The following is a 17,745-nucleotide window of genomic DNA, read 5'->3' on the forward strand; positions in this document are numbered from 1 at the left end:
CGCGAGGCGGTCGGCCGGGGTCAGGCGTGGACGACGGCGTCGGCGCCGGGCTGCGGGCGCAGCCACACGTGGTCGCCGGGGTGCAGCCCCAGCGCGGTGGCGTCCGAGCGGGTCAGCACGACCTGCACCGGGTCGGGGTGGCGCGGGTCGGTGGGCGTGACCTCCAGGCGCACCTCGAAGCCCACGCGCGTCCAACGGGTGATCGGCCCGTCGACGACGGCGGCCTGCTCGTAGCGGGAGATCTCGATGTCGTGCGGCCGGATGAGCCGGTCGCCGAGCGTCGTGACCGGACCGAGGAACGACAGCACGAAGTCGCTGGCCGGCTTGTCGTAGAGGTCGTCCGGGGTGCCGACCTGCTCGATGCGGCCGTCGTTGATGACCACGAGGGAGTCGGCGACCTCGAGCGCCTCCTCCTGGTCGTGGGTCACGAAGACGGTGGTCACGTGCACCTCGTCGTGCAGCCGGCGCAGCCAGTCGCGCAGCTCCTTGCGCACCTTGGCGTCCAGGGCGCCGAACGGCTCGTCGAGCAGCAGGACGCTGGGCTCGATGGCCAGCGCACGGGCCAGGGCCATCCGCTGGCGCTGGCCGCCGGAGAGCTGCGAGGGCAGCCGGTGGGCGAACTGCGTCAGGTGGACGAGCTCGAGCAGCTCGTCGACCTTGGCCTTCACCTCGGCCTTGGGCCGCTTGCGGATCTCCAGGCCGAAGGCGACGTTCTTGGCCACCGTCATGTGCTTGAACGCCGCGTAGTGCTGGAAGACGAACCCGACGTTGCGCTTCTGCGCCGGGACGCCCGTGGTGTCGCGGCCCTCGATGACGACCTGGCCCTCGTCGCTGGACTCCAGCCCGGCGACGATCCGCAGCAGCGTCGACTTGCCGCCGCCGCTGGGGCCGAGCAGCGCCGTGAGCTGGCCGCTCGGGATCGACAGCGAGACGTCGTCCAGCGCCACGAAGTCGCCGAACCGCTTCGAGACGCCGGTGATCTCAATCCCCATCGGGGTCCTCCTTGGGTCGCAGGACGGTGACGACGACGAGCGCGGCCACCGCGATGAGGGCGAGCAGGAAGCTGGTCGCGTACGCGCTGCCCTGCTCGAAGTCCTGGTACTTCTGCTCCACGACGAGCGTGGCGGTCTGGGTCTGGCCGATGAGGTTGCCCGAGATGATCTTGACCGCGCCGAACTCGCCCAGGCTGCGGGCCAGGCTCAGCACGACGCCGTACACGAGCGCCCACTTGATCGACGGCAGCGTGATCCGCCGGAACGTCTGCCAGCCGCCGGCGCCGAGGCTGCGGGCGGCCTGCTCCTGCTCGGTGCCGACCTCCTCGAGCACGGGGACGACCTCGCGGATGACCAGCGGCAGGGCGACGAACGCGGTGGCCATGACGATGCCAGGCGTGGCGAACGCGATCTGCAGGCCGAGCCCCTCGAGGGTCGGACCGAAGACCCCGTTGGTGCCGCCGTAGGCCAGCAGCAGGGCCAGGCCGACCACGACGGGGGACACCGACAGCGGCAGGTCGACGAGCGCCGACAGGACCCGTCGTCCGCGGAACTCGTGGCGCACCAGCAGCATCGAGATGCCGACGCCGAAGACGGTGTTGATGACGACGGCCCACACCGCGACGACCACGGTCAGCCGCAGCGCGGCGGTGACCACCGGGTCGCTGAGCGCGGTCGTCAGGTTCTCGAGCCCGCCGTCGAACGTGTGCCGGACGACGAGGGCCGCGGGCCACACGACGAGCATGAACAGGTAGACGGCCACGAGCGTCCGGCGGACGTACGCGCCGGCGGTGCGCGGGGCGCGGGTGCGGCTAGCCACGGCGCGCCACCGCCCGCGAGACCAGCTGGAGCACGGTGATGGCCAGCAGCGCCACGACGAGCAGGATCGTCGCGACCGCGGCGGCGGCCGCCTCGTTGCCGTTCTCGATGTAGGTCAGGATGCGCACCGAGGCCACCTCGGTCTGCAGCGGCAGGTTGCCCGAGAGCAGCACGAGCGAGCCGTACTCGCTGATGCCGCGCGCGAACGACAGCGCGGCGCCGGCGGTGATGGCCGGGGTGAGCGCGGGCAGGAGCACGCGGCGGAAGGTCGTGAAGCGGCTCGCGCCCAGCGACGCGGCGGCCTCCTCGACGTCGCGGTCGAGCTCGATGAGCACCGGCTGCACCGTGCGCACCACGAACGGCAGGGTGACGAACAGCAGGGCCAGGAAGACCGACGCCTCGGTGTTGGCCACGTCGACGCCGATCGGGCTCTGCGGGCCGTACAGGCTCAGCAGCACCAGGCCGGCGACGATCGTCGGCAGCGCGAACGGGATGTCGATGACGACCTCGAGCAGCGCCTTGCCGGGGAACGAGTCGCGCACCAGCACCCACGCGATGAGCGTGCCCATGACGACGTTCACCAGGGTGACGATCAGCGACTGGGTGACGGTGAGGCGGAGCGCGGCGGCGGTCTGCGGGTTGCGCAGCGTGTCGGCGAACGTCTGCCAGCCGCCCTCGGCGGCGGACACCACGACCAGCGCGAGCGGGATGAGGACGAGCAGGCTGAACCAGGTCAGCGTCAGGCCCAGGCCGATCGCCGAGCCGCGGGTCAGGGACGACGACGCCCGGGAGCGGCGCTGGCGCGCCGTTCCCGGGTCCGTCGGGGCGAGGGTGGTCACGAGTTGCCGGACTCCTGCAGGATCGTGGTGACGATGCCGGCGTCCTCGTCGAAGAACTTCGTGTTCACGGCCGCCCAGCCGCCGAAGTCGCCGTCGATCGTCCAGAGCTTCTCGGGGGTCGGGAACGGGTCGCTGGGGTCGTTGGCGCCCTCGACCTCGCCGACGTCCACGCCCTCGACCGACTCGAGCGGGCGGAAGCCCTTCTTCACGTACTCGGCCTGGCCCTCGGGGCTCAGCACGAAGTCCAGGAACGCCTCGGCCTTCGGGTCGGCGTCCTCGGTGACGGCGGCGGGGTTCTCGATCTTGAGCGTGTCGGACGGGACGACGTAGTCGATCTCCTCGCCGTTCTGGCGCGCCAGGATGGCCTCGTTCTCGTAGGAGATGAGCACGTCGCCGGTGCCGCCCTGGAACGCGGTGGTGGCGTCGCGGCCGCTGCCCGGCAGCGCCTTCACGTTGCCGACCAGCTTGGTGAGGAACGCCTGAGCGTCGGCCTCGCTGCCGCCGTTCGCGATGACGTGCTGCCAGGCGCCGAGGATGTTCCAGCGGGCCGATCCGGACGAGCCGGGGTTCGGGGTGACGATGCCGACGCCGGGCTTCACCAGGTCGTCCCAGCCCTGGATGTTCTTGGGGTTGCCCTTGCGGACGACCAGGACGACCACCGAGTCGGTGACGATGCCCTTGTTCGCGCCGGAGTCCCAGTCGTCGGCGACGAGACCGGCCTCGACCAGGCGGTCGACGTCGGGCGTCAGCGAGAAGTGGACGTAGTCGGCGTCCAGGCCGTTGGCCACGGCGCGGCTCTGGTCGCCGGAGGCGCCGTAGGACTCCTTCCAGGTGGTGCCCTTGCCCTCGTCGGTCTGGGCGAAGGCGGCCTGGGCGGCGTTGTTGCCCGCCTTCGGCACGGCGAAGCCGACCAACGACAGGGTGGTGCCGGATCCGCCGGAGGCGCCGCCACCGCACGCGGCGAGCGCCACGGTGGAGACGAGGGCGGTCGCGAGAGCGGCGAGACGGTGTCGGGACATCAGCAGGGCCTTCGGCTCGGGGCACGCCGGGCGCGTGCCGTCCCCAGCACGCTAGGCGCGGCCGACGAGCCGTGGAGACCTGCTCACATGCTGGTCCGAGCGTCCACGGACCGGGATGCGTGGTACGTCAGTCGAAGACGACGGTGCGCGGCCCGTCCATGAGGACGCGCGACTCGCTGTGCAGGCGCACGGCCCGCGAGAGGGTCTGCGACTCCACGTCGCGGCCCACCCGGGCGAGGTCGGCGGGCGCCATCCGGTGGTCGACCCGCAGCACGCCCTGGTCGATGATCGGCCCCTCGTCGAGCGCCGCGGTGACGTAGTGCGCGGTGGCGCCGATCAGCTTCACGCCGCGCTGGTGGGCCTGGTGGTACGGCCGCGCGCCCTTGAAGCTGGGCAGGAACGAGTGGTGGATGTTGATCGCGCGTCCCTCGAGCGCCCGGCACAGGTCGTCGGAGAGGATCTGCATGTAGCGGGCCAGGACGACCAGGTCGACGTCCAGCTCGGCCACGAGCTCGAGCAGACGGGCCTCGGCCGCGGCCTTCGTGTCGGCGGTGACCGGCACGTGGTGGAACGGGACGTCGTACGAGCGCGCCAGCCGCTCGGCGTCCGGGTGGTTCGACACGATCGCCGGGATCTCGATGTTGAGCCCGCCGGTGCTCTGGCGGAACAGCAGGTCGTTGAGGCAGTGCAGGTCCTTGGAGACCATGACGATCGTGCGCAGCGGCGCCTCGGCGACGACCAGGCTGAAGTCCATCGCGTGCTCGTCGGCGACCGGGCCGAACGAGGTGCGCAGCTCGTCGGTGACCCGCGCGTCGGGGAAGTCGAAGTGCAGGCGCAGGAAGAACTGCCCGCTCGCGGTGTCGGTGAACTGCTGGCTGTCCAGGATGTTGCCGCCCGCCTCGGCGACCCAGCGGGAGACCGCGTGCACGAGGCCGGGGCGGTCGGGGCAGGAGAGCGTCAGGACGTACGAGGCGGTCACGGGTGCAGACTAGTCGGCCCGGCGCCCGTAGCCCTCGTGGGTGGGGCGGGCCAGGAACATCGCGACGACCAGGCCGGCGAGCAGGACGACCGCCGGCAGCACCAGCGCCTCGGACATCGCGTCGGCGAACTCCCCGGCGACCTGCGCGGGCAGCGCGGCCCCCGATGACTGCAGCGCGTCGCTGCTGCCGGCCTGGTCGCCCAGGTGCGCGGCGAGCCGGGCCTGGATCATGGCGGCGATCGCCGCGCTGCCCAGGGCGGCGGCGACCTGGCGGACGGTGTTGTAGACGCCGGCCCCCGCGCCCGCGGCGCTCAGCGGCAGGTTGCGCGTGGCCGTGGTGCTCAGCGGCGCCCACAGGAAGGCGTTGCCGACGCCGAACAGGGCCATGGGCAGCAGCAGCTGCCAGACCGCGCGGTCGGGGGTGATGGTGGCGAGCAGCCACCAGATCGCGGCCGACGACGAGGCGAAGCCGGTGGCGACCAGCCAGCGCGGGTGCACGCGGTCGACGAGGCGTCCGACCATCGGGGCCAGGGCCGCGGTCATGACGGCCATGGGGACGAGCAGCAGGCCCGACTCGGTGGGGCTGTACCCGCGGACGAGCTGGGCGTAGAACATGAACGGCAGCGACATGGCGGTGATGGCGCCCGAGACGGCGGCGATGCCGACGTTCGAGAGCGAGAAGTTGCGGTCGCGGAACAGGCCCAGCGGCACGAGCGGCTCGGTGCGGACGCGCGACTGCCACCACACGAAGACGGCCAGGACGACCAGGCCGGCGCCGATCAGCAGCGGCACGGAGATGACGCCGGTGATCGTGCCCCAGTCGTACTTCTCGCCCTCCTGGATGCCGAACACCAGCAGGAACATGCCCAGGGCGCTGAGCGCGACGCCGGTCCAGTCGAAGGAGTGGCTGTGCGTCGGCAGGGTCGGCACGAGCCGCCAGGCCAGCACGAAGCCGACGATGCCGACCGGGACGTTCACCAGGAAGATCCACTCCCAGCCGGCGGCGTCGACGAGCACGCCGCCGAGCACCGGCCCGACGAGGGTCGCGACGCCGGCGGTCGCGCCCCACAGCGCCATGGCGCTGCCGCGGCGCTGCGGCGGGAACGTGCGGGTGATGACGGCCATGGTCTGGGGCGTCATGAGCGAGGCGCCCAGGCCCTGGACGACGCGCGCGACGACGAGCCCCTCGATGGAGCCGGTGAGCGCGCACCAGAGCGACGCGAGGGTGAAGATCGCCAGGCCGGTCAGGTAGACGTTCTTGGGCCCGAGCCGGTCGCCGAGGCGTCCGGTGACGAGCAGCGGCACCGCGTAGGCCAGCAGGTAGGCGCTGGTCACCCAGATGACGGCGTTGACGTCGGCGTCGAGGTCACGTCCGATCGCGGGCGTCGCGACCGAGACGATGGTGTTGTCGACCAGGATCATGAAGAAGCCGATGACCATGGCCCACAGGGCCGGCCAGGGGCTGTGCCCGTCGGCGAGGTCGGTGCCGGCGTTGTCGCGCGTCTGCGTCATGGGGCCAGGGTAGTTGCGCCCACCGACGACTATGCGCGGAGCAGGTCGTACGCGTGCAGGTCGTCGTACGTGCCGTCGCCGAGCCGCTCGGCCGCGCGCTCGGTGCCGACCCGCTCGAACCCGTTCCGGACGGCGATCGCGTTGCTCGGGCCGTTGCCGGCCGCGGCGTGCAGGGTGAGCCGGCGCCGGTCCAGACCGTCCGGGTCGAGCGCGTGCCGGACAGCGAGCGCCACGGCCTCGGTGAGCAGTCCACGCCCGCGACCCTCCGGGTGGGCCCAGTAGCCGATCTCGCCGGACGTCGGGTCCAGGCCGCGCAGGCCCATCACGGAGACGAGCCCGGCCAGCTCGTCGTCGGCGGCGTCGGCGATCGCCCACGTCGCCTTCTCGCCGGTGGCCGCGTGCCAGACCGACTCGGCCAGGAAGTCCGCGGCGTTCGCGAGGGTGTACGGGTCCGGCAGCCCGTCGACCCACTGCCGGGTCAGCGGATCGGTGCACGCCTGCACGACCCGCAACAGGTCGCCCTCGCGCAGCGGGCGCAGGCGGACGCGCTCGCCCTCGAGCACGATCGGCTCGGCCCAGCGCGTGCGGGGGACGGGCGCGTCGCCGAAGCGGATGACGGCCGTCCAGGCGTCCAACACTCGGCCACGCTCGTGCAGCGAGGCGGGGGAGGTGCCGACCAGCTCGAAGCCGCACGCGTGGGCGACCCGCAGCGACGCCTCGTTGCCGACGTGGGCGCTCCAGTGGACGGCCTCCACGCCGCGCTCGGCGAAGCCCCACTGCACGGCCAGGTCGACCGCCCGGCGCATGACGCCACGGCCGCGGGCCCACGGCGCGAGCGCGTAGCCGATGCTCGCGACCGGCCCGCCGCGCAGGTCGACGTTGCCGGCGAACCGCGGACGTCCGTCGTCGTCCGGCGCCTCGATGGCGAAGCCGGCGCTCGAGCCGTCGGCCCACCACGCGGGGATCTGGCGCAGCGCGAAGTCCGCGCTGCCCTCCCGCGGCTGGTCGGCGGGGACGGACGTCCAGCGCTGCGTCTCGGGGTCGGTCGACATCGCGTGCAGGTCGTCCACGTCGTCCGGCGTGTGGGCGCGCAGCGTCACCTCGCCGTCGGTGAGGACGGGGACGCAGAGCGGCCAGGGCAGCTGCTCGGTCACGGCGCGGCCCGGAACGGGCTGGCCGGGTAGACGCCGAGCACGTCGACGTCGGTCGTGAAGAACGCGAGCTCCTCGAGGGCGCGGGCCAGTCCGGGCTCGTCCGGGTGCCCGTCGACCTCGCAGAGGAACTGGGTGGCGGTGAAGTGGCCGTCGACCATGTAGCTCTCCAGCTTGGTCATGTTGACGCCGTTCGTGGCGAACCCGCCGAGCGCCTTGTAGAGCGCGGCCGGCAGGTTGCGGACGTTGAACACGAACGTGGTCACGACGGGACCCTCGCCGGCCGGCGCACGGCGGGGCTCGCGCGACAGCACGACGAACCGGGTCGTGTTGTGGTCCTCGTCCTCGACGTCCTCGGCCAGCACCTCCAGGCCGTAGATCTGCGCGGCGAGCGGCGGCGAGATGGACGCGCGGCTGGGGTCGTGGGCCTCGGCGATCTCGCGGGCGGCGCCGGCGGTGTCGCCGCTGATGAGCGGCGTCCATCCGTGCGCGCGGATGATCTTGCGGCACTGGCCCAGCGCGTGGACGTGGCTGTGCACGGTCTTGACCGAGTCCAGGGTCGTGCCCGGCGTGCCCATGACGGCGAACCGGATGCGCAGGAAGTGCTCGGCCACGATGTGCAGGCCCGACGTCGGCAGGAAGTGGTGGATGTCGGCCACCCGGCCGGCGATCGAGTTGTCGATCGGGATCATCGCGAGGTCGGCGTCGCCGGCGGTGACGGCCGCGAAGACGTCCTCGAAGGACGCGCAGGGCACGGGCTCCGCGTCGGGGTAGTGCTCGTCGATGACCATGTGGGAGTTCGCGCCGGGCTCGCCCTGGTACGCGATGCGGGTGGTGCTCACCCGCTCAGTGTGGCACTGACGGGCGGGGGTCCGGCCCCGCCCCGCGCGACGCCCGCGTCCCCCGCGCGGGCGCGGTGGTGTCCTATGCTCCGACCAACCGACCCGGGTCGAAAGGATCGCCAGGTGACCACGACACCGTCGAAGCAGAGTCCTTGGCGCGCGAGGCTCTCGCGCGTCCGCTCCCGTCGTGAGCCGGACGCGCCCCCGCAGCGTCCGACCCTGGACGAGATCGGGCTGCGCACGGGCACCGACAAGTCCTCGACGCTGCACGACTTCCTGCGGGTCTACGACCGCGAGCTGGGCCACCTGCGCGACCGCGAGATCACGATGATCGAGATCGGCGTCCACCAGGGCTCGTCCCTGCGGATGTGGGAGGAGTACTTCTCCCGGGGCCGCATCGTCGGCGTCGACCTCGACCCCGCGTGCAAGCGCTTCGAGAACGAGCGCGTCACCGTGCGGGTCGGCAACCAGGGCGACCGGGCGTTCATCCAGAAGCTGGGCACCAAGTACCGCCCGACGGTCGTGGTCGACGACGGCTCGCACCGCTGGCAGCACCAGATCGACACCCTGCGCGACCTGTGGCCGGCCGTGCGACCCGGCGGCATGTTCATCGTGGAGGACATCCACACCAGCTTCGGCGAGGACTACGCACGCACCTACGGCACCCCGGACGGCGAGACGGCCTACGACTTCGTCGCCGGGCTCGTGCGGTCGCTGGTGGCCGCCGACCGGGCCGACCCGCCGGCGGACGACTTCGAGGCCTACTTCCGGAACACCGTCGACTCGGCCGTGATGCTCGGCCGGTCGGTGGTCCTGCGCAAGCGCTCGCACCGCCAGCCCTGGTACCGGCGGGCGAGCGTCGCGGACGTCACGAGCGACCCCTGGATCACCGACGTGGGCGCTCCGTACGAGCGCATCCCGGCCGAGCTCGTGGACGCCTCGCCGGCGGTGGACGCCGCGTTCCGCTCGCTGACCGGATCCGGCCCGGTCGCGTTCGAGCCGGCCGCTTCCGCGGAGTTCACCGACGTGCTCGTGCACGGGTTCGGGCCGGCGGCCACCAAGGACCGCAAGATCCTGGCCGAGACGCTGAACTGCGCCCAGAACATCCGTCGGTCGTCCAACCTCTACCGGCCCTTCGGCGAGGACCGGTGGGTCGTCGAGCGGGACGTCCCGCGGCGCCGTGTCCCGGCCCCCGAGGAGGGCAGGCACCTGGTGCTGCTGAAGCAGACCTGGGACCGCAACTACGGGCACTGGCTGGTCGACGCGCTGCCGAAGGTCGGTCTGCTGGACGGCTTCGTCGACCGCGCGGCGTGCACGTACGTGGTCAACGTCCAGACGAGCGACGCGATGCGCCAGGTCGTCCTGGACTCCCTCGCCCTCGCCGGGATCGGCGAGGACCAGGTGATGTTCACCGAGGTGGGCGCCCTGTCGTTCGAGCGGATCATCGTGCCCGGCACGATCGCGCGTCACCCGGTGCGCAAGTCGCCCTTCGCCATCCGCTTCCTGGAGGACCTGGCCTCCACCGTCGAGCCGGGCACCGACCGCCGGCTCTACGTGTCGCGCAACGGGTACTCGCGCCGGCGGCTGCTCAACGAGGAGGCCGTGCTCGCGCGACTCGCGGACTTCGGGTACGAGATGGTCGAGCCGGAGAAGCTGACGCTGCGGGAGCAGATCGCCGCGTTCTCGGGCGCCGACAGCATCGTCGGCAACATGGGCGCGGCCTTCACCAACCTGGTGTTCTCGCCGCAGCAGGTCTCCGTGTTGGCACTGGCGACCGAGACGATGAAGCACGACTACTTCTACGACCTCGTGTGCCACAAGCAGGGCCGCTACCGCGGCCTGCAGGGCACCGCCGACCGCAGCACCGGGCAGGCGCCCGACATCGGCTCGGACTTCGTGGTCGACCTGGACAGCCTCGAGGAGTGCCTGGCCTGGCTCCACCCGGAGGGCTAGGCGGGGTCGTCCGCGCGGTCGGACCGGACGTCGAGGTTCGTCAGCGCCAGCTCGAGCCGGGCCAGACGCTGGACGACGTCCTCCTGGGTGGCGTCGAGCGTCATGACCCGCTTGCGGACCGACCGCTGACCGCGGCGCAGCTCGGTGAACGCGAGCCGCGCGCGCTCGGCCTCGGTCTCGGCGGCCGTCCGCGCGCGCCGTCCCTGCGCCGACAGGAGCCGGGCGAGGACGGCGGTCGTGACGACGAGCCCGGCCAGCGTCAGGACGCCGAGAGCCGCGAGCCCGGCGTGACCCGTCTCGGCGACCAGCCAGGTCACCAGCGCCGCCGCGGCCAGGGCGACGACCGCCGCTCCGGCCAGGACGACGGCCAGTCCGGCGGTGCCGCCGGGCACGCGACGACGCAGGCCGCGCAGCAGGGCGGTCATGCGGACGGCGCGGCTGCGCCGCAGTCGGTCCAGCTCCGTACGCGCCTTGCGGCGGCCCCGCTCAGCCCGGCGGGCCCGCTCGGTGAGTCGCTCCACCTCGGACGTCCAGTGCTCGCGGTCGGCCTCCAGCCGGTCGACGGCGGCGACGTGCTCGCGCCGGTCGGCCTCGAGCAGGAAGTACTGGCGGCGCAGCGTCTCGTGCTCGGAACGACGGTCGCGCAGCAGCGTGCTGACCGCGGTGAGGGCCACGGGGTCCAGGTCGGTGGTGCCGCCCAGCTCGAGCGAGACCACCGGCAGGTGCCCGATCCAGCGGGACTGGAGTGGACGGGCGGGGCCCAGCGAGGCGAGGGTCTCGGCGTCCGTCGCGGCGCCCAGGTCGAGCACGACGGACCGCCAGGGCAGGGCCGCCGCGGCACGCACGAGCCCGGCCTCGACGGCGCCCGACACCACCAGGACGGACTCCGGCGAGGCCACCAGCGCCTCGGGGTCGGTCACCACCGAGACCTCGTCGGCGGCGTCGCCGAGGCGTCCGACGGTGGCGGCGGGATCAGCGGCCAGGAGGGTCACGTGGATGGCGCGAGACACGGAGGTTCTCCTCGTGGTCGGAAGGCCGCAGCCACGTTCACCTAGACTGCGTTCGGCTCGATGCCCGAGTCATCGTAGAGCACCGCGAAGGGGTCGACATGGAGACCGGACCGGCCACCGCAGGGCGACCGCGGGTTTCGGTGATCGTGCCCTCGTACCGGGGGGAGGCGGTGGTGGGTCGGTGCCTGCGATCGCTCGCCGCGCAGACCCTGCCCGACGCCGAGATCGAGGTCGTCGTCGTCCTCAACGGGCCGCTGGACGGGTCCCGACGGGAGATCGACGCCGTGCGGGAGGAGGCGCCCGCACTGCGCGTCCGGGTGCTGCAGAACGGACGGGCCGGAGCCTCGCGGGCTCGCAACCTCGGGCTGGCCGCCGCCACGGGCGAGCACGTCACCTTCGTGGACGACGACGACTGGCTGGCCCCGTCCACCCTGGAGACGCTGCTGAGCCTCGCCGCCCCCGGGGTGGTGCCGATCGCGCACGTCGCCGACGTGCCGGTGACGGCGGACGGGAGGCTCGGAGCGCCGAGCTACCGCAACTACATCGAGGACTACCTGGTGGCCCACGAGGGCCGGGTCGTCGAGCTCGAGGGGCGGACCACGCCCGTGGGCTTCGTCGCCGCGAAGCTCGCGCCGGTCGAGCTGGCCCGGGCGGCCCGCTTCGACGAGGACCTGCGCAGTGGCGAGGACCTCGTCTACTGGAACGAGCTCTACGCCCACGCGCCGTTCCGGCTCGCGGTGTGCTCGGTCGAGTCCGGGGCCACGTACTTCCGGGCCCTGCGCCCGGACTCGGTGTCGCGGCGCGAGCTCACCTACGACTTCGCCGTCACGGAGCGACTGGACGTCATCGAGCGTCTCGCGGCGGCCCGCCCCGTCGATCCCCGGGCCGAGCGGCTCCGGGCCGGGCTGGTCTCGGCCCAGTCCGGTCACGCCCGCCGCTACCTGACGCAGAACCCGCAGGACGTCCCACGGGTCGGGCACGACCTGCGCCGGCGCGGACTGGGCGACGTCGTGGACCGCCGCCTGCTCCAGGCCGACGTCGCGCAGGACCTGGCGATCCTCTACGCGTTCGCGCCCTACTCGGACACCAGCGCGTCGGTGGCCGGCCGGCGCCTGCTCGGTCACGGGGTCATGGTCGACGTCGTGTCCAACGCCCTGGAGGGCATCCGGGCGGTCGACACGACGGCGTGGATGGTGGTCGACGACGTCGTGGGCCGTCACGCCGAGGTGCACTCGCCCGTGACGGCCTTCCACTGGCCCTACCTCGACGCGTTCTGCCTGCGGGGCATGGAGGTGGTGGAGCGCTGGGTCGCCGAGAAGGGCCCGTATCGGACGGTCTACAGCCGCGCCATGCTGCCTGGGTCCCACGTGCTGGCCGCCCTGGTCAAGCTGCAGTGGCCGGAGACCCGGTGGGTGGCCGAGTTCTCCGACCCCATGGTCTGGGACTCCAACGGCGCGTGCCGGACCAACCTCGTGCGACCCGGCCGCATCTCGCGGACGCTGATCCAGGCGCTGCGCGAGCGCGGCGTGCAGGTGCCCGACGAGGTCGACGTCCTGACCGTCCCGGAGATCGTGGAGCTGCTGGGCTACGAGCTGGCCGACGAGGTGCACTTCACCAACCCGCGTCAGCAGGAGCTGATGCTCGGCTACCTGCCGGACCGGGCGCTCGCCGATCGCGTCGCCGCGAAGGCCGAGGTCCACCCCCACCCGACCCTGCCGCAGGAGTTCTACGAGCGGGTGCCGACGGCCCTCGGTCGCATCCCGGGCCGGGTCAACCTGGCCTACTTCGGCGTCTTCTACGCGACCCGTGGGCTCGGCGAGGTCGTGGCGGCGCTGGAGGCCCTCACGCCGGAGGAGCGGTCGCACGTCGCCGTGCGGGTGTTCACGTCCGACCCGGCCGGGGTCGAGGCCGAGATGGCCGAGCGCGGGCTCTCCGACGTGGTGTTCGCGCGACCGTACGTGCCCTACCTGGAGTTCCTGAACCTCACGACCCAGATGGACGTCCTCCTGGTCAACGACGCCCGGACCCGGGGCATCTACGACGTCAACCCGTACCTGCCGTCGAAGTGGTCGGACTACCGCGGCAGCGGGTCGGACGTCTGGGCGATCGTCGAGCCCGGCAGCGTGCTGAGCACGCAGGAGGTGGCCTACCGCTCGGAGCTGGGTGACGTCGACGGCGCCGTGCGGGTGCTGCGCAGCATCGTGCGCGACCACGCGCTCGCGCCGGCCGCGCTCTGACGCGGGGTCAGGCGGTGCGGCGGGCGCCGTCGGCCGGGGAGACCGGGAAGACCTGGGGCTTCTTCCAGCTCATGTGCTCGAACGCCGCCTCGACCGCCGAGGCCATGGCGGCCGCCTTGTCGCGCTCGACCAGGGCGATCGCGCTGCCGCCGAAGCCGCCACCGGTCATGCGGGCGCCGAGGGCGCCGGCCTCGAGCGCGGTGTCGACCGCGACGTCGAGCTCGGCGGCGCTGACCTGGTAGTCGTCGCGCAGCGAGGCGTGCGAGGCGGTGAGGATCGTGCCGGCCTGGGCCCACGACCCGTCGGCGGAGGCCCGGACGAACGCCTTGACCCGCGCGTTCTCGGTGAGCACGTGCCGGGTGCGGGCCTTGAGGGTCTCGTCGTCGAGGGTGACCAGCGCGTCGAGACCGACCTGGGCCAGGTGCTCGACGCCGAGCGCCTCGGCCGCGCGGCGGGACTCGGCGTGCCGGTCGGCGTAGCCGCCGTCGGCGTGCGAGTGGTTGACGCCGGTGGCGATGACCGCGAGGACCAGGCCGGCGGACTCCCAGTCGATCGGGACGACCTCGACGGACGGCGGCTCGGTCGCGGTGTCGACGCGCACGGCGTGGCCCCGGCGTCCGTGCATGACGGCGAGCTGGTCCATGAGGCCGGTCGGGGCGCCGACGTAGTCGTTCTCGGCGCGGCGGGCCAGGACGGCGAGGTCGGTCGGGCCCTGCTGCCAGTCGCCCAGCGAGTCGAGCGACACGGCCACGCCGCAGGTCAGCGCGGCGGACGACGACAGGCCGGCGCCGGAGGGCAGGTCGCTGTCGAGGACGAGGTCGACGCCGCCCACGCGGTGGCCGGCCTCGCGCGCGGCCCAGACGGTGCCGGCGACGTACGCGGCCCAGCCCTGGACGTCGCCGGGCTGCACGCTCACGGGGAAGGAGGCCTTCTGGCCGGCGCTCCAGACGTTGACCGTCTCGTCGGGGCGGGGACGCACCTTGACGGTGAAGCCCTTGTCGATGGCGATGGGCAGCGAGGCCCCGCCGTTGTAGTCGAGGTGCTCGCCGACGAGGTTGACCCGCCCGGGCACCGACCACTGCTGCACCTGCTCCGCCCCGTTCACCCGGCCGAGCCTAGCGGTGGGCGCCCCGGCGGCGACTGGCAGAATGCACACATGTCCTCGGTCCCCACCCCGGCTCGTCCGCGCGCGCTCTCCGGCGCCCAGCCCACGGCCGACTCCTACCACCTGGGCAACTACTTCGGCGCCTTCAAGCAGTGGGTGGCGCTGCAGGAGGACTTCGACGCCTTCTACTTCATCCCCGACCTGCACGCGATCACCGTGGAGTACGACCCGGCGCTGCTGCGCGAGCGGACGTACGTGGCGGCCGCGCAGCTGCTGGCCGCCGGCGTCGACCCCGAGCGCAGCACGCTGTTCGTGCAGAGCCACGTGCCCGAGCACGCCCAGCTCGCCTGGGTGCTGAACGGCATCACCGGCTTCGGCGAGGCCGGCCGCATGACGCAGTTCAAGGACAAGACCGCCAAGAAGGGCACCGAGGCCGCCAGCGTCGGGCTGTTCACCTACCCGATCCTCATGGCGGCCGACATCCTCGTCTACCAGGCCGACAAGGTGCCGGTGGGCGAGGACCAGCGCCAGCACGTGGAGCTGACCCGCAACCTGGCCCAGCGCTTCAACCACCGCTTCGGCGAGACGTTCACCGTCCCCGAGGCGCACATCGTCAAGGCGACGGCGAAGATCTACGACCTCCAGGACCCGACGGCCAAGATGAGCGGCTCGAACGTCTCGCACGCCGGCGTCGTCGACCTGAACGACTCGCGCAAGCAGGTCACGAAGAAGATCCGCTCGGCGGTCACCGACTCCGGCACCGAGATCACCTTCGACCGGGAGGCCAAGCCGGGCGTCTCGAACCTGCTGACCATCTACTCCGCGCTCACCGACCGCCCGGTCGACAGCATCGTCGAGGAGTACGCCGGCCAGCAGTACGGCCACCTCAAGGTGGCGCTCGCCGACCTGGTCGCCGACTTCGTGGGCGACTTCGGCGACCGGACGCGCGAGCTGCTCGGCGACCGCGGCGAGCTGGACCGCATCCTGGCCGCCGGCGCGGAGAAGGCCCGCGCGGTGGCGTCCACGACGCTGGACCTGGTCTACGAGCGCTCCGGCTTCGTGAAGCGGGGCTGACGTCGTGGCGACCATCGGCGTCTCGATCGCCGTCCCCGAGCCCCACGGGTCGCTGCTGCGCGACAAGCGGGCCGAGTTCGGCGACCCGATGGCCCGCACGGTCCCCAGCCACGTCACGCTCGTGCCGCCGACCGAGGTGGACGACGACCGGCTCGCCTGCCTGGACTCCGCGCTCGAGGACGCCGCCGCCGCGCTGCCGCGGTTCACGATGCGCCTGCGGGGCACCGGCACGTTCCGGCCGGTCTCGCCGGTGGTGTTCGTCGCCGTCAGCCAGGGCATCTCCTACACCGAGATGCTCGCCCAGCGCATCCGCGCCAAGATCGAGGCGCCCGAGCCGTCGTTCCCGTTCCACCCGCACGTGACGGTGGCGCAGAACCTCGACGACGAGGCGCTCGACCGGGCCTACGCCGACCTGGCCGACTTCAGCGCCGACTTCACCGTCACCGAGTTCGCGCTCTACCTGGACGAGGGCCCGGCCGGCTGGGTGCCGCGCCGCACGTACGCGCTGCGCGGCGACTCCTAGACCGGCTGCTCGAGCTCGGCGAGGTGCTCGGCGAGCTCCTCGGTGAACGCCCGCGCGGCCAGCGGCATCGAGCCCACGTCGCGGTGCGCGATGGCCACGGTCCGCTCCAGCACCGGGTTGGTCAGCGGCGTGGCCTGCAGCTGCGGGCGGTTGGCCAGCACCATCGACGGCACCACCGCGTGGCCCAGGCCGGTCTCGACGAAGCGCAGCACGGCGCTCATCTCGCCGCCCTCGAGCGCGATGCGGGGGCTGAACCCGGCCCGGCGGCAGGCCATGAGGGTGACGTCGCGCAGGTCGTAGCCCTCGCGGAACATCACGAGCGGCACGTCGCGCAGGTCGGCGACGTCCATCGTCTCGGGCACGTCGGCGTCGACCGGGCTGGCCAGCACCAGCCGCTCGCGCAGGACGGACGTCGTGACGATGTCGTCGTGGGAGTCGGCCAGCGGCGCGATGAGCAGCGCCACGTCCAGGCGTCCGCGCACCAGGGCCTGGGTGAGCAGCCGGGAGCCGCCCTCCTCGACCACGAGGTCGATGCCCGGGTGACGCTGGTGGAAGCGCGCGACGCCCTCGGCGAGCGCGGCGTCGCAGAGGCTCGGCGTGGCGCCGACGCGCACGAGCCCGCGGCGCAGGCCGGCGACCTCGTGCACGGCGCGCTGGGCCGCCTCGACGTCGATGAGGATGCGACGGGCGTGGGGGAGCAGGGCCTCGCCGGCGCTGGTCAGCTCGACCCCGCCGCGGTCGCGGACGAACAGCGGCGTGCCCAGCGAGTTCTCCAGCACGCGGATCTGCTTGGACAGGCTGGGCTGGGAGACGCCGCTCTGGTCGGCCGCCTGGGTGAAGTGCCGGGTCTCGGCGACCGCGACGAAGTAGGCCAGCTGCTGCAGGTGCACCGTCGCATCATAGCCAACGGCTATGAAAGTGAGCCTCAGTCGAACTTGGCGCGTATCGAAGGGCCTGGCGTACCGTGAGCCGGTGGTCACTCTGCCTGCACTGAAGCGCGCCCGCCGCTCGACGGTGGTCCTCAAGTACACGATGGCCGTCAGCGGTCTCATCATGGTCGGCTACCTGTTGCTGCACATGTACGGCAACCTCAAGGTCTTCGCCGGCCAGGACGGGTTCGACGAGTACGCGCACCACCTGCGCACCTTCGGCGAGCCGATGCTCCCGCACGAGGGCCTGCTGTGGATCGTCCGAGTGGTGCTGCTCGCCGCGGTCGTCCTGCACGTCTACTCCGCGGTGCGCCTGGCGGTCCGCGACCGCAAGGCGGCCGGGTACAAGAACGGCACCCGCTACCACTCCAAGCAGAACCGCCGCGGCGTGCAGCGCTCGTACGCGACGTTCACGCTGCGCTGGGGCGGCCTGGTCATCGCGCTGTTCATCGTCTACCACCTGCTGCACCTGACCGGGAACCAGATCCACCCCGGCGGCGCCAGCGACAGCCCCTACGAGCGCGTGGTCAACGGCTTCGAGATCTGGTGGGTCTACCTCTCGTACGTCGTGGCGATGCTCGCCGTCGGCTTCCACCTGTGGCACGGCATCTGGAGCGCGTTCACGTCCCTGGGCCAGAACCGCGCCGACACCCGTCGCGGCAGCCGCCTCACCGCGCTGGCCTGGGTGCTGACCCTGGTCATCGTGGTCGGCTTCCTGCTGCCGCCCACCGCCATCTTCTTCTTCGGACTCGGGAGCTGAC

16 protein-coding genes are annotated in these 17,745 nt (G+C 72.5%); 5 read left to right on the top strand and 11 right to left on the bottom strand.

Annotation, left to right across the window (positions count from 1 at the left end; translation table 11 throughout):
* Nucleotides 1-20 precede the first annotated feature (20 nt).
* From E0W78_RS10885 to E0W78_RS10920, 8 genes are all read right to left on the bottom strand, one after another.
* On the bottom strand, nucleotides 21-992 hold the full coding sequence (locus E0W78_RS10885; protein ID WP_131403979.1) for a TOBE-like domain-containing protein: 972 nt from the start codon (nucleotides 990-992) through the stop codon (nucleotides 21-23).
* Nucleotides 982-1,812 carry a sulfate ABC transporter permease subunit gene (locus tag E0W78_RS10890; RefSeq protein ID WP_131403980.1) on the bottom strand — a complete coding sequence of 277 codons (831 nt, stop codon included), beginning with the start codon at nucleotides 1,810-1,812 and terminating at the stop codon, nucleotides 982-984. Before E0W78_RS10890 ends, E0W78_RS10885 begins: the two co-directional genes overlap by 11 nt.
* Nucleotides 1,805-2,650: a sulfate ABC transporter permease subunit CysT gene (gene cysT, locus E0W78_RS10895; protein WP_131403981.1), complete on the bottom strand. Its 846-nt coding sequence runs from the start codon at nucleotides 2,648-2,650 to the stop codon at nucleotides 1,805-1,807. The genes E0W78_RS10890 and cysT overlap by 8 nt, the downstream gene beginning before the upstream one ends.
* Nucleotides 2,647-3,669, bottom strand: a complete 1,023-nt coding sequence (locus E0W78_RS10900; RefSeq protein ID WP_131403982.1) for a sulfate ABC transporter substrate-binding protein — start codon at nucleotides 3,667-3,669, stop codon at nucleotides 2,647-2,649. Before E0W78_RS10900 ends, cysT begins: the two co-directional genes overlap by 4 nt.
* 127 nt (nucleotides 3,670-3,796) lie before the next feature.
* Nucleotides 3,797-4,648 carry a formyltetrahydrofolate deformylase gene (purU, locus tag E0W78_RS10905; RefSeq protein ID WP_131403983.1) on the bottom strand — a complete coding sequence of 284 codons (852 nt, stop codon included), beginning with the start codon at nucleotides 4,646-4,648 and terminating at the stop codon, nucleotides 3,797-3,799.
* A gap of 9 nt (nucleotides 4,649-4,657) precedes the next feature.
* Complete coding sequence (locus E0W78_RS10910; RefSeq protein ID WP_131403984.1) at nucleotides 4,658-6,160, bottom strand: MDR family MFS transporter; 1,503 nt, start codon at nucleotides 6,158-6,160, stop codon at nucleotides 4,658-4,660.
* Nucleotides 6,161-6,189: 29 nt separating this feature from the next.
* Nucleotides 6,190-7,314, bottom strand: coding sequence for a GNAT family N-acetyltransferase (locus tag E0W78_RS10915; protein ID WP_131403985.1), 1,125 nt, complete (start codon nucleotides 7,312-7,314; stop codon nucleotides 6,190-6,192).
* A complete protein-coding gene (locus E0W78_RS10920) occupies nucleotides 7,311-8,153 on the bottom strand; it encodes a prephenate dehydratase (protein ID WP_131403986.1) in 843 nt (280 codons plus the stop codon). Before E0W78_RS10920 ends, E0W78_RS10915 begins: the two co-directional genes overlap by 4 nt.
* Nucleotides 8,154-8,276: 123 nt before the next feature.
* Between E0W78_RS10920 and E0W78_RS10925 the strand changes: the two genes are divergently transcribed.
* Nucleotides 8,277-10,106, top strand: coding sequence for a glycosyltransferase 61 family protein (locus E0W78_RS10925; protein ID WP_165570478.1), 1,830 nt, complete (start codon nucleotides 8,277-8,279; stop codon nucleotides 10,104-10,106).
* On the opposite strand, the gene E0W78_RS10930 is transcribed toward E0W78_RS10925, so the two are convergent.
* Nucleotides 10,103-11,116, bottom strand: coding sequence for a hypothetical protein (locus E0W78_RS10930; protein ID WP_131403988.1), 1,014 nt, complete (start codon nucleotides 11,114-11,116; stop codon nucleotides 10,103-10,105). The two genes, E0W78_RS10925 and E0W78_RS10930, sit on opposite strands and share 4 nt — an antisense overlap.
* A gap of 98 nt (nucleotides 11,117-11,214) precedes the next feature.
* On the opposite strand from E0W78_RS10930, the gene E0W78_RS10935 reads away from it, so the two are divergent.
* Nucleotides 11,215-13,353: a glycosyltransferase gene (locus tag E0W78_RS10935; RefSeq protein ID WP_131403989.1), complete on the top strand. Its 2,139-nt coding sequence runs from the start codon at nucleotides 11,215-11,217 to the stop codon at nucleotides 13,351-13,353.
* A 7-nt stretch (nucleotides 13,354-13,360) separates the two neighbouring features.
* On the opposite strand, the gene galK is transcribed toward E0W78_RS10935, so the two are convergent.
* Nucleotides 13,361-14,458: a galactokinase gene (gene galK / locus E0W78_RS10940; RefSeq protein ID WP_165570479.1), complete on the bottom strand. Its 1,098-nt coding sequence runs from the start codon at nucleotides 14,456-14,458 to the stop codon at nucleotides 13,361-13,363.
* Nucleotides 14,459-14,509: 51 nt separating this feature from the next.
* Between galK and trpS the strand changes: the two genes are divergently transcribed.
* On the top strand, nucleotides 14,510-15,532 hold the full coding sequence (gene trpS / locus E0W78_RS10945; protein WP_131403991.1) for a tryptophan--tRNA ligase: 1,023 nt from the start codon (nucleotides 14,510-14,512) through the stop codon (nucleotides 15,530-15,532).
* Between the two features lie 4 nt (nucleotides 15,533-15,536).
* Nucleotides 15,537-16,055: a 2'-5' RNA ligase family protein gene (locus tag E0W78_RS10950; RefSeq protein WP_131403992.1), complete on the top strand. Its 519-nt coding sequence runs from the start codon at nucleotides 15,537-15,539 to the stop codon at nucleotides 16,053-16,055.
* Here the strand turns inward: E0W78_RS10950 and E0W78_RS10955 are convergent.
* Nucleotides 16,052-16,945: a LysR substrate-binding domain-containing protein gene (locus E0W78_RS10955; protein ID WP_131403993.1), complete on the bottom strand. Its 894-nt coding sequence runs from the start codon at nucleotides 16,943-16,945 to the stop codon at nucleotides 16,052-16,054. The two genes, E0W78_RS10950 and E0W78_RS10955, sit on opposite strands and share 4 nt — an antisense overlap.
* Nucleotides 16,946-17,027: 82 nt before the next feature.
* On the opposite strand from E0W78_RS10955, the gene E0W78_RS10960 reads away from it, so the two are divergent.
* The gene (locus tag E0W78_RS10960) at nucleotides 17,028-17,744 is read left to right on the top strand and encodes a succinate dehydrogenase cytochrome b subunit (protein ID WP_019143514.1); all 717 of its coding nucleotides are present in this window, start codon (nucleotides 17,028-17,030) and stop codon (nucleotides 17,742-17,744) included.
* Nucleotide 17,745: the final 1 nt, after the last annotated feature.

The sequence above is a fragment of the Aeromicrobium sp. IC_218 genome (assembly GCF_004336805.1).
Taxonomy (GTDB): domain Bacteria; phylum Actinomycetota; class Actinomycetes; order Propionibacteriales; family Nocardioidaceae; genus Aeromicrobium.